Below are 12,863 nucleotides of genomic sequence, written 5' to 3'. Positions count from 1 at the left end.
TGAGCACCAGCGCCCGTTTGTTGCTGGACGGCGCCGCGACCTTGAATGATCCTGCCACCCGCTACAGCGCCGCGCGTCTTATCGGACGCGCGCAGGACGCAGTAGCACTTTGATTGCTGCATGCTTTTATTCTTGAGTCGGCTGCGATTTAAGGAAACGTGCGGCGAAGACGCGTGTGAGAGGTGAAGGATGCTGCTCCGATACCTTGCCTACACAATGGCCGCCATCTGGCTGATCCATACGTTCTGGCCCGAACATGCGCATGCGCAGCAGCCTTCGCCGCCGGTGAGCCAATGCCAGGCGATCGCGCGGGCCACGCCGAAAGCGACATTCGCCAGCTTCACGGTTCCGGGGGTAACGCCGGCGACAGCGGCTGACAGCGAAGTCAACATCACCTATCTCGGCCATTCGACGTTCCTGATCGAAACGCCGGGCGGCATTTCGATCGCCACCGACTACAACGGCTGGTTCCGGCCCCCGGCACTACCGACCGTGGTAACGATGAACAAGGCCCATTCCAGCCACTATACTTTGACGCCCGACCCGGCCATCCGGTACGTCCTGCATGGCTGGGGCGATGATGGCGAGCCGGCCGACCATGATCTCGTCGTCGGCGACGCCTATATCCGCAATGTCACGACGGACATACGCTCCGGCTACGGAGGCATGGAACACGACGGCAATTCGATCTTCATCTTCGAGGTTGCCGGCCTCTGCATCGGCCATCTCGGTCACTTGCATTACGAACTCGACGACAGCCATTACCGCCAGATCGGACGGCTCGACGTGCTGATGGTACCGGTGGATGGCGGCTTGACCATGGGCGCGGAAAGCATGAGCCGCGTCGTATCCCGCCTGCGCGCGGCGCTGATCCTGCCGATGCACCGGCCGCCGTTGATCAACGACTTTCTGGCGATGTTCGGCGACGATTACGACAAGAGCTTTGCCACGGGGTCAAGCGTCAAGGTGTCGCTGCGTTCCCTGCCGAGCAAGCCATTGATCTACGTTCTCCGGGGTGCCTGAGCCGCCCACGGCGGCGAGCTGCGCTTTGACGGCGCCGCATTTGCGCGCATTGAAAAGACGACGCCCCCTGCTGGACGGGGCGCGGCAATAAAACTATAAGGCGCCCCATCCCAATAAATTCATGCATGCAGAGGGCGCCATGGCTGGCCATTCACAGTTCAAGAACATCATGCACCGCAAGGGCCGTCAGGATGCGGTGCGCTCGAAAATGTTTTCCAAGCTCGCGCGCGAAATCACGGTCGCCGCAAAGTCGGGCATGGCAGACCCGGCGATGAACCCGCGCCTCAGGCTGGCGATCCAGAATGCAAAGGCGCAGTCGATGCCGAAGGACAACATCGAGCGGGCGATCAAGAAGGCGTCGGGTGGCGATGCGGAGAGCTACGAGGAAGTCCGCTACGAGGGCTACGGCCCGGGCGGCGTCGCCGTCATCGTCGAGGCGCTGACCGACAATCGCAACCGCACCGCCTCCAATGTCCGCTCGACCTTCACCAAGGCTGGCGGCGCACTCGGCGAAACCGGCTCGGTTTCCTTCTCCTTCGATCGCGTTGGCGAAATCACCTACAAGCTTTCCGTCGGCGATGCCGACAAGGTCATGGAAGCGGCGATCGAGGCCGGTGCCGATGATGTGACGACGGACGAGGACGGCCACACGATCATCTGCGGCTTTGAGGATATCGGCGAAGTCTCCAAGGCTCTCGAAGACGTTCTTGGCGAAGCGGAAACCGTCAAGGCGATCTGGAAGGCACAGAACACTGTGCCGGTGGACGAGGAAAAGGCACAGTCGCTGATGAAGCTGATCGACAACCTCGAAGACGACGACGACGTCCAGAACGTCTATTCGAACTTCGAAGTTTCGGACGAGATTCTCGCCAAGCTTTCGGCCTGACATTTCTTTGATCGATCAAAAGACCCGCGTTCCGAAATGGAGCGCGGGTCTTTCTTGTTTCAGCCACGGCCTTTCAAGCGGCCGCAGCGAGTTGACGCTGCGCCTCGCCAAACAGCTTCAACGAATGCAGCCGCGCCTCCATGTCGAAGATCGGCATGGATATGATCAACTCGTCGGCTTTGGTTTGCTCGATGAACGTCCGGATCTTGCTGCGGATCGTTTCAGGACCGCCCACCACGGCATAGGTCATGGCATGGTCGACGAAGATTTTCTCGTCACTGCTCCAGAGGCCATCCATGGATTTTACCGGCGGCGGGAAGCGGCCGCGCGCATTGCGGCGGAGTGCAACGAAGGACTGCTGCATGGAAGTGAAAAGATAGTCTGACTCCTCGTCGGTATCGGCGGCAACGCCCATGACGCCGACCATTACATGCGGCTTGTCGAGTTGCGGCGACGGCGTAAAGCGCTCGCGGTAGATTTCGAGGGCGGTGAGCAGCATATCGGGTGCGAAATGCGAGGCGAAAGCAAAGGGAAGGCCGAGGATGCCGGCGAGGTGAGCGCTGAAGTGGCTGGAACCGAGCAGCCAGATCGGCACATTTGAGTCGGCTCCGGGCACGGCGATGATCTTCTGGTCTTCGGTGCCCGGGCCGAGCAGCGCCTGGAGTTCGACGACATCGTTCGGAAAATTGTTGGCGCTCGTCTCCATGTTGCGCCGGAGCGCCTGTGCCGTCCGCATGTCGGTGCCGGGCGCGCGGCCAAGGCCAAGGTCGATGCGGCCTGGATAAAGGGCAGCAAGCGTGCCGAATTGTTCGGCGATGACGAGGGGCGAATGGTTGGGCAGCATGATGCCGCCCGAGCCGACGCGGATCGATCGTGTCGCCGACGCCACGTGGGAAATGACCAGCGACGTCGCGGCGCTGGCGATTCCCTTCATTCCGTGATGTTCGGCGAGCCAGAAGCGCTTGTAGCCGTTCTCCTCGGCTGCGGTTGCCAGCCGACGCGAGTTTTCAAGCGACTGGGCGACGCTGCCGCCCTCGGTGATCGGCGACAGGTCGAGAACGGAGAAGGGGATCATGGCAAGACCTTCAATTAAGAGAAATTGATCGATCGCAATGTAGGTTCAAGTTTCTTAAAGCCAAGAGCATTCAAGCCGTTTTCGTTAAACCGCCGGCTTTCCTGTGTAATGTTTTTGTTTTGTTCACTTTTTGCTGGCAGCGTCCGGCTGACCGACATAGGGTGAGGCATGCAGAACACGATTCGCATCATCGGCATTGATCCGGGGCTTCGGCGCACCGGCTGGGGCATCATCGAAACCTTGGGCAATTCGCTGCGTTTCGTAGCCTCGGGCACGGTGACATCCGACGGCGAGATGGACCTTGCGTCACGCCTGTGCCAGTTGCATGACGGGCTTGCCGATGTCGTGCACAGCTACCAGCCCCACGAGGCCGCGGTCGAACAGACCTTCGTCAACAAGGACGCGACCGCGACGCTGAAGCTCGGCCAGGCTCGTGGCATCGCCATGCTCGTCCCGGCGCGTGCCGGTCTCCGAGTGGCTGAATATGCGCCGAACGCCGTGAAGAAGGCGGTGATCGGCGTCGGCCATGGCGAGAAGCAGCAGATCCACATGATGCTGAAGGTGCTGATGCCAAAGGTTGAGTTCAAGGGCAACGATGCCGCCGACGCGCTGGCGATCGCCATATGCCATGCGCACAACCGGCAGGCGATTACCAGCCGGCTTGCGGCTCTCGCCGGCTAGGCCCCCTGTCGGAATCGGTTTAACGGCTACGGTCCAAATCCATCCAGAAAGACAAGATCAGATGATCGGCAAGCTCAAGGGCACCATTGACGAGATCGGCGAGGATCACGTCGTTCTCGACGTGCACGGCGTGGGATATGTCGCCCATTGTTCGGCGCGCACCCTCGGCAAGCTCGGATCGGCGGGCGAGGCGGCGGTGCTCTTCATCGAGACCTATGTGCGCGAGGACCAGCTCAAGCTTTTTGGCTTTCTGACTGCACTCGAGCGCGAGTGGTTCCGATTGCTCCAGAGCGTCCAGGGCGTGGGGTCCAAAGTGGCGCTGGCGGTGCTTTCGACGCTGACGCCGGGCGAGCTTGCGAGCGCGATCGCGCTGCAGGACAAGACATCGGTTTCGCGCGCCCCCGGCGTCGGACCCAAGGTGGCCGTACGCATCGTCACCGAGCTCAAGAACAGGGCGCCTGCCTTTGCCGGCGAGCCATCGGCTGCGATCAGCCTCAAGCAGGAACTTGGCGAAGGGGTTGCCTCGGCTCCGGTCGCGGACGCCGTTTCGGCCCTGACCAATCTCGGCTACTCGCGCGACCAGGCTGCAAACGCCGTTGCCGCGGCCTTGAAGAACGGCGGCGAGGGCGGCGACAGCGCCAGGCTTATTCGTCTCGGGCTGAAGGAACTGGCGCGGTGAGGGCGCGAACCCTCCTGCGGTCACAAAGCAATGGAATGACGTGATCCGCGCTGGATCCGACAATGCGATGACAATATGGTTGAGCGCGTGGACACGGTGATGGTGGTCGGCTTTGGTCCGCGCACCGCAGGGCGCGGTGCAGCCCGAAATGGAAGTTTGACATGAGTGAAGCCGCACGCCTGATTGCGCCGGAAAAGCGAGGCGAGGACCTCGATGCGACGCTGCGTCCGCAGTCGCTGGACGAGTTCACCGGCCAGGCGGAGGCGCGCGCCAATCTCAAGATCTTCATCGAAGCGGCGCGCAATCGCGGCGAGGCGCTCGACCACGTGCTCTTTGTCGGCCCGCCCGGTCTTGGCAAGACGACGCTCGCACAGATCATGGCCAAGGAACTCGGCGTCAACTTCCGGTCGACCTCCGGGCCGGTTATCGCCAAGGCCGGCGATCTCGCGGCGCTGCTCACCAATCTCGAAGAGCGCGACGTGCTGTTCATCGACGAAATCCACCGCCTGAATCCCGCGGTCGAGGAAATCCTCTATCCGGCGATGGAGGATTTCCAGCTCGACCTCATCATCGGCGAGGGACCGGCGGCGCGCTCCGTGAAGATCGACCTGTCGAAGTTCACGCTGGTCGCGGCGACCACCCGCCTCGGCCTGCTGACGACGCCGCTGCGCGACCGCTTCGGCATTCCGGTCCGTCTCAATTTCTATACGGTCGAGGAGCTGGAGCTGATCGTGCGCCGCGGGGCGCGACTGATGGGCCTCGGCATGACCGACGAAGGGGCGCGCGAAATCGCCCGCCGTGCACGCGGGACGCCGCGTATCGCCGGCCGCCTTCTGCGCCGGGTGCGCGATTTCGCCGAGGTTGCACGAGCGGAGGCCGTGACCAGGCAGATCGCCGACGAGGCGCTGACGCGTCTGCTCGTCGACAGCATGGGGCTCGACCAGTTGGACCGCCGCTACCTGACGATGATCGCCCACAATTTCGGCGGCGGACCGGTCGGCATCGAGACGATTGCGGCCGGGCTTTCCGAGCCCCGCGACGCGATCGAGGACATCATCGAACCCTACCTGATCCAGCAGGGCTTCATCCAGCGCACGCCGCGCGGTCGCGTGCTCACGGCGAACGCATGGAAGCATCTCGGTCTCAATCCGCCGAAGGATCTCGAGACGACCCAGTTCCGCCTGACGCTGGAGGACGACTGAAATGTTCACGCGCCGAGGATTCCTGCAGACGCTCGGGGGCGGTTTTGCAAGTTTCGCGGCACTCGGCAGCTATGCTTTTGCCATCGAGCCGCTCGCGCGGCTGAATATTGCGCGCTATCATTTGACGCCGTCCGGCTGGACGCCAGGTCTGAAGCTTCGTGTGGTTGCTCTTGCCGATCTTCATGCCTGCGAGCCGTGGATGTCCTCCAGGCGTATTGCCTCCATATGCGCGCAGGCGAACGATCTCGGCGGCGACATCACGGTTCTGCTCGGAGACTATGCCTCCGGCATGAACCTGGTCACGCGCTATGTCCACTCCAGTGAGTGGTCGAAGGCGCTCGCGACGCTCAAGGCTCCACTCGGCGTCCATGCGATCATGGGCAACCACGATTGGTGGGAGGACAGGACCGCGCAGCGAAACGGCGGCGGCGAAACCTTCGGCCACCGGGCATTGGCGGATGTCGGCATTCCGGTCCACAGCAACCGTGCGATCCGCCTGGAAAAGGACGGACACGGGTTCTGGCTTGCCGGCCTGGAGGACCAGCTTGCCCTTCTGCCCGGCAAGAAATGGGGCCGACGCTCGATGACGGGTCTTGATGATCTTGATGGAACGCTGGCGCAGGTGCGCGACAACGCGCCGGTCATCCTTCTGGCACACGAGCCCGACATCTTTCCGGAAGTGCCGGCGCGAGTCTGCTTGACAATGTCCGGCCATACCCATGGCGGACAGGTTCGTTTCGCGGGTCTCGCGCCAGTCGTACCGTCCCGCTTTGGCGACCGGTATGCCTATGGCCATATCGTCGAAGAGGATCGCAATCTGATCGTCTCCGGTGGCCTTGGCTGTTCGATCGCGCCAATTCGCTTTGGCGTTCCGCCGGAAATTGTCGTGGTTGATCTGGGGTAGCGTGCTTTTCGCGCAATCGGCCCTGCCTCTGGCTGCAGCCACCTTCTCCCCGTTTTGACCGGGAGAAGGGAGAAGCCGTGCCGCCCCGCGCAGATCAACTGGATCGTGAAGGGCGTCGCAGCACGCTCCTGTGTCCTCTCCCGCTTGCGGGGGAGGGTGAGGGTGAGGGCTATTGTGATCTGACATCCCTCACCATTTCTATGATCGTCGCCGCCAGTCGTTCAGGTCCACCGGGCGCCCAGCCGAGCGCACGCAGCTTATCGGTCGACATTTCCTTGAAAGCAGCCGTCTGCGCCGCAGGCGGCAGAGCATGGGGACAACCGGTTGCCTTCTTGAAAATGGCGAGGATTTCACGGTTGTCGGTGAGCACGTCCGAGACGTTGAACACCTTGCCGGAGATCTTGGCGGTCTCCGCTTCCAACACAAGTCTCACGGCCTGGGCCACATCGTCGCCGTGGACCTCGGTGCCGCTGCGTGGCGGAATCGCTCTGCCTGCGAGATGGTCGGCAAAGAGACCGCTCCATTTGTGCTTCCGCCCGGTACCCGCCGGCCCGTAGACGCCCGTCACACGCAGGCTGGTGGTGGCGAAGCCGTGGCCGGTCATTGCTTTCAAGGCGTCTTCGCCGGCCAGCTTCACCGTTCCGTAGAGCGTGTCGGGCATCGCGGGCGACGTCTCGGCGACAACAGGGGCCGGCGTTTCACCATAGACGGCGCGGCTCGACAGAAACACGCAGCGGCGAACCCCGGCAGCGCGGGCCTCGTCGAAGAGGCGGACCGAGCCGTCGAGATTGGCGCGGCGGAAGCCCTCCGGGTCTGCGCCTTCGCCGCCACGATACTTACCCTCGACGTGTTCGAAGGCGGCATGGACGAAATAGTAGATGTCGTCGAAAGCGGCGATCTGGTCTGCGTCCGGGTCCAGGCGGAGCGGAACATGGGGGATCGGCTGTGAGAAGAACCCTGTGGGCGGGGGAGTGCGCCCGCCGACAGCAACCTTGTAGCCGCGGGCGACGAGGTGCTCGACGATGAAGCGGCCCACAAAGCCGCTGCCGCCGGAAACAAGAACGCGCGTCATCCGGGCACGCTGCCAGCTGGCGCCGGATTGTCGAGCGTAGCCAGATCCGGAATATTCTCTCCGGTCAGGTAGGCATGCCAGAGCTCGATCAGCGGGCGAAGAACCTCAGTGCGCGGATGATCAGCCTCCCACGGTTTCTCATACTGGTAATGCAGCACGCCGATGGAGCGCCAATCCCAGAGCGCCGGCAGATTGAACCAGACATATTGCAACATGTTCATCGTCACCGGCAGGCCGTGCCAGTCGGGAAAGAAGCCTTGCAGGAAAGTCTGGTCGGTGCGCGGCCAAAAAGCCCCGGGCGAGTCCAGCACCGCAAGCATCCTGTCGAACGTCTCGATCGACGGTTCAGCGACGAAGACGCCGGAGTTCAGCCGATGAAAATCGCCAAGGTTCTCATAGACGTTCGGCGCCGCGGAAAATTCCGGGTAGCGGAAGAGCTTGTCGATGTTGCGCAGGACGATCGCGTCGGCGTCGATGAAGATGCAGCGCTCGTATTCGACGAGCTGCCAGAGCCGGAGCTTGCAGAAATTGTCGAGCGGCGAGTGGAATTGGGGTTTCCGACCCTTGGTGAAGGGGGCCGTCTCGTGGACGTTGCGGCGGGCATGGCGGGCGTTGAACTCGTCGGAGAGCGGCAGGAGCTCCGTTTCGAGGAGGCGGCAATCGAATTCCGTGAGCGGCTCGAGCGAGGCGGCATCCACCCCACCGGTGTAGAGCACGACGATATCCGCCGGCGTTCGGGTCAGCCGGATTGACCGCAACAGTGCGCGTGCGCCGAGCGCATAGTCGGCATTGGTGACGAGCGTCACGAAGGCGTGGCGGGCGGCAGGGGGCGAGGAGGGGCTGAGCCCTCCCGGCTGGGGCGTCACAGGGGTCATGAAACGGATTTCAGCCGCTTGCCTTCCGGATCGTGATTGATCAACGGTGCAATGTCCTTCGTCCAAGCGGAAACTGCCGGGACACGCGAACGATCGACACGGTAGGCGAATTTCTTTGCCACATCGACGATTTCCGAGAGCAGTCCGTCCTGAAGACGGATCGGATCGAGGCCAAGCGCCAGGAATTTCTCGTTGTGGACCACAAGGTCGTTCTCTGCCGCCTCTTTTCGCGGATTTGGAAGCCAGGCGATCCTGGATCCGGTCATCGCGGCGATCATCTCGGCAAGATCACGGACGCGATGCGTCTCGGTCATCTGGTTGAAAATCTCGACACGGCTGCCGCGCGCGGGCGGATTGTCGAGCGCGAGCTCGATGCATCGGACCGAATCCTGGATATGGATGAAGGCGCGGGTCTGGCCGCCGGTGCCGTGTACCGTCAGCGGGTAGCCGATCGCTGCCTGGATCAGGAAGCGGTTGAGCACCGTGCCGTAATCGCCGTCATAGTCGAAGCGGTTGATCAGTTGCTGATGCCGGCGCGTCTGTTCGGTATGCGTGCCCCAGACGATGCCCTGGTGCAGGTCGGTGATCCTGAGACCGTCGTTCTTGGCGTAGAACTGGAAGAGAAGCTGATCGAGACACTTGGTCATGTGGTAGATCGAGCCGGGATTGGACGGATAAAGGATCTCCTGGCTTACGGTCTCGCCCTCCGTCGTCTCGATCCCGACCGGCAGATAGCCCTCGGGGATCGCCGCGCCGACGGTCGAATAACCATAGACGCCCATTGTGCCGAGATGCACGAGGTGGGCGTCGAGGCTGAGTTCCACCAGCGCATTGAGGAGATTGTGCGTGGCGTTGACGTTGTTATTGACGGTGTAGTTCTTGTGCCGGTCGCTCTTCATTGAATAAGGAGCGGCGCGCTGCTCGGCGAAATGGACGATTGCATCCGGCCGATGCTCGGCGAGCCAATTCTTGAGAAGCTCGTAGTCGCGGGCGAGGTCGATCAGGTTGAAATGGATGCGCCGGCCCGTCTCGGCATGCCAGATGCGGGTGCGCTCCTGGATGGAGTCCATCGGAGTCAGCGACTGGACGCCGAGTTCCGTATCGATCCAGCGGCGCGAAAGATTGTCGAGGATGTGGATGTCATGGCCCGCATCGGACAGATGCAGCGCGGTCGGCCAGCCGACGAAACCATCACCGCCGAGGATTGCAATCTTCATGCACGGTTCTCCTGATCGCGAAGAAGGACATGGTGAGGTGATAGGATAGGATTGTGACAAAGCTGCAATGCTTGCAAATGGCTTTTTGTTCCTGCACAGGAAAAGCAGAATCCCCCCGGAGAATGAGACGATGTCACTAATTTCGCTCGCGGGCGAACTGACCGAAAACGGCCACCGACTCGTGCAGCGAGTCTATTATGAAGACACCGATTTTTCGGGCGTCGTCTATCATGCGCGTTACCTGCATTTCATGGAGCGCGCCAGAACCGACTACCTGCGGCTGCTCGGCGTCGAACAGGCGTCGCTTGCGATCGAAGGCGATACGGAAGGCCTGGTCTTCGTCGTTCACCGTATGGAGATCGACTTCAAATTGTCGGCGCGCATGGACGACATCCTGACGATCGAGACGACGACCGAGAAGGCGGGTGGCGCCAAAATGGTGCTGCAGCAGGAGATTCGTCGCGACGGGGTGCTGCTGATCGCTGCCAAGGTCATCATCGCGGTCATCAACGGGCAGGGCCGGCCACGCCGGTTGCCGGAAGCGCTGGCTGTAAAGTTCCTGGCGGCGGGCCACAAGCTTCCGACTCGGGTCGAGTGACCCGACCACGCAATCTCAATCATCGCAGATCAGTCGCCAACCGAACCGAGTATCTTTTTCGTCAGCGACTGCTTGATTTCGCCGATATCCGCCCACGGATCGGTGCCGGATTCGATGCGCTCAAGAATGTCCGGAATGTGGAATGTGTTGGCGGCTGCAAGGCCTTCGAGTTCCTCCCAACTGACCGGAGTAGCGACGGGGCCACCCGCGCGTGCGCGGGTGGAGTAGGGGGCGATCGCGGTTGCGCCGCGGTCGTTCCGGAGCCAGTCGATGAAGATCCGACCCTTGCGCTTCGCCTTCGACATAGTGGCGATGAAGTGGTCCGGATCGCGATCTGCAAAACGTTGCGCCATCTTCTTGGCGAATCCCTTGGCCCCCTCCCATTCGGCATGCGGCCGAAGTGGCACAATCACGTGAACGCCCTTGCCGCCGGTTACCATGGCAACTGTTCTGAGGCCGATATCTGAAAGTTCGTCGCGCAGCGCGGCCGCCGCATGCTTCACCGTGCCGAAGTCGACGCTGGGATCTGGGTCAAGATCGAAGACCAGACGATCAGGCTTCTCCAGCCGGTCGATCGTTGCGCCCCAGATGTGGAACTCCAGCGTGCCCATTTGCACGGCGGCAACGAGGCCCTCGGCGTCGCGAACGTACATGTACTTCTCGGTTTCGCCTGAGGCCTCCTTGATTGGTGCTTCGCGAATCTCCTGCGGAAAGCCGTCGCTGGCATGTTTCTGATAGAAACAGTGCTGCTGTCCGCCTTGCGGGCAACGCACCAACGAAACCGGGTGGTCGGCCGCGAAAGGGAGCATCCTGTCGGCAACGACTGCATAGTAGCGGGCGAGGTCGATCTTGGTGATCCCCTGACCTTCGAAGAGAATGCGATCCGGATGCGAGATGTGCACGCCGAGAATATCGGCATCACCCTTGGCCGGCGCCACTGTCCGCGGCCTGGTCGCACGTTTGCCCTTCCCGGTCTCCGCGGCGTTCGTCGGATTCGGTCTTTCCAGTTTCACGGCCTTGGCCTCCTTGTCCTCGCGCAATCCCTCGAATGAGCCATGGCGGATATGTCCGTCAGCCGTAAACTCGGTGAAATCCACCTCTGCGACAAGATCCGGCTTCAGCCAGACGGAATTCCGGTCCCTTTCTCTCGGCACGCTGTCGAACGGTGACGTCTTGCGTCTGCGTTTTGCGAAGGCGGCCGCGAGCTCTTCCATGGTCTTTTGCCCGAAGCCGGTGCCGACGCCGCCTCGGTATACCAGCTTTTCACCCTCGAAGGTGCCGAGAAGGATCGATGCGAAAGCACGCCCTTTTTTCGTCGATGGGGTATAGCCGCCGATGACGAACTCCTGGCGTTTCGTGCACTTGACCTTCAGCCAGCTTCGGGTGCGTCCGCTGCGATAGGGAGCATTCGCCTCCTTGGCAAGAATGCCTTCCTGTCCGGCCTTGCAAATGGCGGCAAGCACGTGTTCGCCATTACCTCGAACGTGCTCGCTGTACTGAACGGTCGAGGTGGCGCCGAGCGTATCGAGCAAGGCCTTCAGTTGCTCCTTTCGCTCGATAAGCGGCTTGCGGCTCAAGTCCTTGCCGTCGAGTTCGACGACATCGAACGCGTAGAGCCTTGTGCTGGCGCCGGTCCTCAGCGCTTTTTGCAGGGCCGAAAAGGTCGAGCCTTCCTCCGACAGCGCCACCACTTCGCCGTCGATCAGGGCGGACTTGCAATCGAGCTCGGCCAAAGCGGAGGCAATCGCTGGAAACTTCTCGGTCCAGTCGAGACCATTGCGCGTATAGCAACGGACAGTGCCGCCGCCGATGGCAACCATCAAGCGGTAGCCATCGAACTTGGCTTCGTTCAACCATTCGTCGCCGGCGGGTGCTTTGCTAACCAAGGTCGCAAGCTGCGGTGCCTTGAAGGGGGGCAGCTTTCCGGAGGATTTTCGCGTTGGGCGCTTGCGTCGATTGTTGTTCTCGGCAACTGCGCCAGCCTTGAGATTGGCCGCCGTGCTCTGGTTCGAATGCCAGACGCGTCCCCGTTTTTCGCCCTTGCCCGTGGCAATTTCATCCATGGTGCGGCCGGTGCGGACACTTGTCAGGTTCTCTTCGACGAGGTGTTCCCCGTCCTCTGAGGCATCTTCGTCCCTTTCCTTGATCAGCAGCCAGCTTTCGCGCTTCTCACCGTCTCGCGGCCGCATGCGCACGAGCGCCCAGCCACCGCTCATCCGATTGCCATGCAATTGGAACGAGAGTTTGCCCTTGTTCAGGCCTTCGGACGGGTCGCCTTCCGGCTCCCACCAGCCGGTGTCCCACAGCATCACCGTGCCGCCGCCGTACTCCTCTTCCGGTATCGTACCTTCGAAGTCGCCATAGGCCAAGGGATGGTCCTCGGTGCGCACCGCAAGGCGCTTGTCTTCCGGATCGAGGCTAGGGCCGCGCGTTACGGCCCAACTTTTCAGCACACCCTCCCATTCGAGCCGGAAGTCGTAGTGCAAGCGGGTGGCATCGTGTTTCTGGACCAGAAAGCGTTTCCTGCCGGCGTGTGCCCGGGCGACCGTTCCCTTGGGCTCGCTCGTCCTTCCAAAGTCGCGGCGTCGGTTGTATTCGGAAAGGGGTTCATTGCGAGCAGCCATGGATCGTCCTCACGCCGATTTCCGCCG

12 protein-coding genes are annotated in these 12,863 nt (G+C 61.9%); 7 read left to right on the top strand and 5 right to left on the bottom strand.

The genetic code is table 11. The features are described 5' to 3' along the window. The first annotated feature begins 189 nt into the window (after positions 1-189). Positions 190-1,023, top strand: coding sequence for an MBL fold metallo-hydrolase (locus FKV68_RS17240; protein ID WP_180939016.1), 834 nt, complete (start codon positions 190-192; stop codon positions 1,021-1,023). Positions 1,024-1,162: 139 nt separating this feature from the next. Further along, entirely contained in the window at positions 1,163-1,909 is a 747-nt protein-coding gene (locus FKV68_RS17235) for a YebC/PmpR family DNA-binding transcriptional regulator (RefSeq protein WP_180939015.1), read from the top strand. Between the two features lie 73 nt (positions 1,910-1,982). Here the strand turns inward: FKV68_RS17235 and FKV68_RS17230 are convergent, their stop codons facing one another. After that, the gene (locus FKV68_RS17230; RefSeq protein WP_180939014.1) at positions 1,983-2,984 is read right to left on the bottom strand and encodes an LLM class flavin-dependent oxidoreductase; all 1,002 of its coding nucleotides are present in this window, start codon (positions 2,982-2,984) and stop codon (positions 1,983-1,985) included. Between the two features lie 168 nt (positions 2,985-3,152). On the opposite strand from FKV68_RS17230, the gene ruvC reads away from it, so the two are divergent. The 4 genes from ruvC (at position 3,153) to FKV68_RS17210 (ending at position 6,450) form a co-directional block, all read left to right on the top strand. Then, on the top strand, positions 3,153-3,665 hold the full coding sequence (gene ruvC / locus FKV68_RS17225) for a crossover junction endodeoxyribonuclease RuvC (protein ID WP_180939013.1): 513 nt from the start codon (positions 3,153-3,155) through the stop codon (positions 3,663-3,665). A 61-nt stretch (positions 3,666-3,726) separates the two neighbouring features. Further along, complete coding sequence (gene ruvA / locus FKV68_RS17220) at positions 3,727-4,344, top strand: Holliday junction branch migration protein RuvA (protein ID WP_180939012.1); 618 nt, start codon at positions 3,727-3,729, stop codon at positions 4,342-4,344. A gap of 161 nt (positions 4,345-4,505) precedes the next feature. Continuing rightward, positions 4,506-5,546, top strand: a complete 1,041-nt coding sequence (gene ruvB, locus FKV68_RS17215) for a Holliday junction branch migration DNA helicase RuvB (protein ID WP_180939011.1) — start codon at positions 4,506-4,508, stop codon at positions 5,544-5,546. A gap of 1 nt (position 5,547) precedes the next feature. Beyond that, positions 5,548-6,450 (top strand): metallophosphoesterase, encoded by a 903-nt coding sequence (locus FKV68_RS17210; RefSeq protein WP_180939010.1) that lies wholly within the window; start codon positions 5,548-5,550, stop codon positions 6,448-6,450. 169 nt (positions 6,451-6,619) lie between these two features. Here FKV68_RS17210 and FKV68_RS17205 read toward each other — a convergent pair whose 3' ends face one another. Genes FKV68_RS17205 through FKV68_RS17195 form a run of 3 tightly spaced genes read right to left on the bottom strand, consistent with a single transcriptional unit; the run spans position 6,620 to position 9,614 of the window. Next, positions 6,620-7,522 (bottom strand): NAD-dependent epimerase/dehydratase family protein, encoded by a 903-nt coding sequence (locus tag FKV68_RS17205; protein WP_180939009.1) that lies wholly within the window; start codon positions 7,520-7,522, stop codon positions 6,620-6,622. Continuing rightward, on the bottom strand, positions 7,519-8,397 hold the full coding sequence (locus FKV68_RS17200) for a glycosyltransferase (RefSeq protein ID WP_180939008.1): 879 nt from the start codon (positions 8,395-8,397) through the stop codon (positions 7,519-7,521). Before FKV68_RS17200 ends, FKV68_RS17205 begins: the two co-directional genes overlap by 4 nt. Further along, on the bottom strand, positions 8,394-9,614 hold the full coding sequence (locus FKV68_RS17195; RefSeq protein WP_180939007.1) for an NAD-dependent epimerase/dehydratase family protein: 1,221 nt from the start codon (positions 9,612-9,614) through the stop codon (positions 8,394-8,396). Before FKV68_RS17195 ends, FKV68_RS17200 begins: the two co-directional genes overlap by 4 nt. Positions 9,615-9,744: 130 nt before the next feature. On the opposite strand from FKV68_RS17195, the gene ybgC reads away from it, so the two are divergent. Next, positions 9,745-10,212 carry a tol-pal system-associated acyl-CoA thioesterase gene (ybgC, locus tag FKV68_RS17190; RefSeq protein ID WP_180939006.1) on the top strand — a complete coding sequence of 156 codons (468 nt, stop codon included), beginning with the start codon at positions 9,745-9,747 and terminating at the stop codon, positions 10,210-10,212. A 29-nt stretch (positions 10,213-10,241) separates the two neighbouring features. On the opposite strand, the gene ligD is transcribed toward ybgC, so the two are convergent. Continuing rightward, entirely contained in the window at positions 10,242-12,836 is a 2,595-nt protein-coding gene (gene ligD, locus FKV68_RS17185; protein WP_180939005.1) for a DNA ligase D, read from the bottom strand. Between the last annotated feature and the right edge of the window lie 27 nt (positions 12,837-12,863).

This window comes from Sinorhizobium mexicanum (assembly GCF_013488225.1).
GTDB lineage: Bacteria > Pseudomonadota > Alphaproteobacteria > Rhizobiales > Rhizobiaceae > Sinorhizobium > Sinorhizobium mexicanum.
Note: the sequence above shows the minus strand (reverse complement) of the source record. Positions and strands in the feature narration are given on the sequence as shown.

Excerpts from the sequence above, each read along its gene's own strand:
- ruvA (WP_180939012.1), top strand. The coding sequence starts at position 3,727 with ATGATCGGCAAGCTCAAGGGCACCATTGACGAGATCGGCGAGGATCAC.
- ybgC (WP_180939006.1), top strand. The coding sequence starts at position 9,745 with ATGTCACTAATTTCGCTCGCGGGCGAACTGACCGAAAACGGCCACCGA.
- FKV68_RS17195 (WP_180939007.1), bottom strand. The coding sequence starts at position 9,614 with ATGAAGATTGCAATCCTCGGCGGTGATGGTTTCGTCGGCTGGCCGACC.
- FKV68_RS17200 (WP_180939008.1), bottom strand. The coding sequence starts at position 8,397 with ATGACCCCTGTGACGCCCCAGCCGGGAGGGCTCAGCCCCTCCTCGCCC.
- FKV68_RS17210 (WP_180939010.1), top strand. The coding sequence starts at position 5,548 with ATGTTCACGCGCCGAGGATTCCTGCAGACGCTCGGGGGCGGTTTTGCA.
- FKV68_RS17235 (WP_180939015.1), top strand. The coding sequence starts at position 1,163 with ATGGCTGGCCATTCACAGTTCAAGAACATCATGCACCGCAAGGGCCGT.
- FKV68_RS17230 (WP_180939014.1), bottom strand. The coding sequence starts at position 2,984 with ATGATCCCCTTCTCCGTTCTCGACCTGTCGCCGATCACCGAGGGCGGC.
- ruvB (WP_180939011.1), top strand. The coding sequence starts at position 4,506 with ATGAGTGAAGCCGCACGCCTGATTGCGCCGGAAAAGCGAGGCGAGGAC.
- ligD (WP_180939005.1), bottom strand. The coding sequence starts at position 12,836 with ATGGCTGCTCGCAATGAACCCCTTTCCGAATACAACCGACGCCGCGAC.
- ruvC (WP_180939013.1), top strand. The coding sequence starts at position 3,153 with ATGCAGAACACGATTCGCATCATCGGCATTGATCCGGGGCTTCGGCGC.
- FKV68_RS17205 (WP_180939009.1), bottom strand. The coding sequence starts at position 7,522 with ATGACGCGCGTTCTTGTTTCCGGCGGCAGCGGCTTTGTGGGCCGCTTC.
- FKV68_RS17240 (WP_180939016.1), top strand. The coding sequence starts at position 190 with ATGCTGCTCCGATACCTTGCCTACACAATGGCCGCCATCTGGCTGATC.